General features: G+C 71.0%; 1 protein-coding gene. It reads right to left on the reverse strand.

The features are described from left to right. The coding region (locus K2F54_RS18825; RefSeq protein WP_255577323.1) for a condensation domain-containing protein at nucleotides 1-1,566 on the reverse strand (1,566 nt) is incomplete at its 3' end. Nucleotides 1,567-1,579: the final 13 nt, after the last annotated feature.

The following is a 1,579-nucleotide window of genomic DNA, read 5'->3' on the forward strand; positions in this document are numbered from 1 at the left end:
GGCGCTGAGGACGGTGTGGTCGGCGGTGAGGTGGATGTGTAGGCGGCTGTTGTGGGTGCGGGCGTTGACGCGGACTCCGGCCAGGAACACGTTGTCTGGGTGGGACGGGGTCCCGGTCAGTGCCGCGCCGGTGGCGCCGAGCCGGGAGGTGCCGAGGTAGTTGAACGTGACCGTGGCGCGGGTCCGGCCCAAACCCCCGGGGAGCAGCCCGTAGTCGCGGCCGCCGTTGGGCACCGCGCGGAGGGTCTCTTTCGCGGCGATGAGGACCTCGCCAGGGTCGGTGCCGACGGTGGGCAGCAGCACCGGGTGCAGGCTGGTGAACCAGCCCACGGTCCGATCGATCCGGGGCAGGGCGGGGTGTTCGAAACGGCCGTGGCGCTCCAGGCGCACCGCGATCCGGTCCAGGCCGGTGAGCTCGCCGATACTCGAGGCCAAAGCGGCCAGGAGCACGTCCTCGACGCTGGCGTGATACGCCGTCGCGAGCCGGGCGACGGCTCCGGACGCCGCGTCGTCGAGTTCGAACTCGGCCGAACTCGACCCGGTGGCGTCCGGATCGCCCAGCGCTGCCGGCAGCAGTGCGGCGGCGGAGTCCGCATCGACGCGGTCCCAGTAGGCGAGGGTCGATGCCGGGACGTCCTCGGCGAGGAGAGCGAGGCCGCGACCCCAGTCATTGAGGGAAGCGGTTTTGGCGGGCAGGACCGCGCTCTGGCCGTTCTGCGCGGCACGGATCCCGGCCAGGAGGTCGTCGGTGAGGATCGGCCAGGACACCGCGTCGACGACGAGGTGATGCGCGACGAGGAGAAGCCGCGCGCCGAGGGGACCGCTCACGAGGGCGGCGCGGAACAACACGCCCCCCGCCCCGAAACTCAAACCGGCCTGGGCCTGCTGGGCAGCGGCGAGCACCGCCGCGTCAACGAGAGCACCGGTGGACTGCGCACCGGTAACCTCACCGGCCGGGCGCGGAGCGACGACGACGTGTTCGAAGCCGTAGGACGCGTCGGTGGTGCCACGCAGCACGAGGGCGTTATCGATCACGGTCGCGCGAAGCGCGTCGTGGTGGGCCCAGAGGGCATCCAAAGCCGCCCGCACCTGCTCCGGTGTGACGAAGCCCACCTCCAGCAGCAGGTCCTGGTTGAAGTGCTCCGGCACTGCCAGGTCCCAACGGAAGAAGTCAGCCACGATCGCCAACCCCGCCACCACCCCGGTGACCTCGCCCTGCTCAGCAGTGTCGGCCTCGTCAAGACGCAGCGTGCGCGCGATCCCGCGCGGCGTCATACCCGCCATGACCGCAGACACCGTCACCGCATACCCGACCTGACGAATCATCGAGACCACCCGGATCGCCGAGATCGAATCACCGCCGGCCTCGAAGAAGTTATCCAGCGCGCCCACCCCCTCCACACCGAGGACCCGGCCAAACGCCGCGCACACCGCCTCCTCCGCCGGCCCGACCGCGGCAACCGACCCGGCCGCCACGAACACCGGCTCCGGCAACGCCGCCCGATCCAGCTTCCCGTTGCGAGTCAGCGGGATCGCGTCGATGCGGGTGAATGACGCGGGAATCATATAGCCCGGCAGC

The sequence above is a fragment of the Cryobacterium inferilacus genome, from assembly GCF_019599185.1.
Classification (GTDB): Bacteria; Actinomycetota; Actinomycetes; order Actinomycetales; family Microbacteriaceae; genus Cryobacterium; species Cryobacterium inferilacus.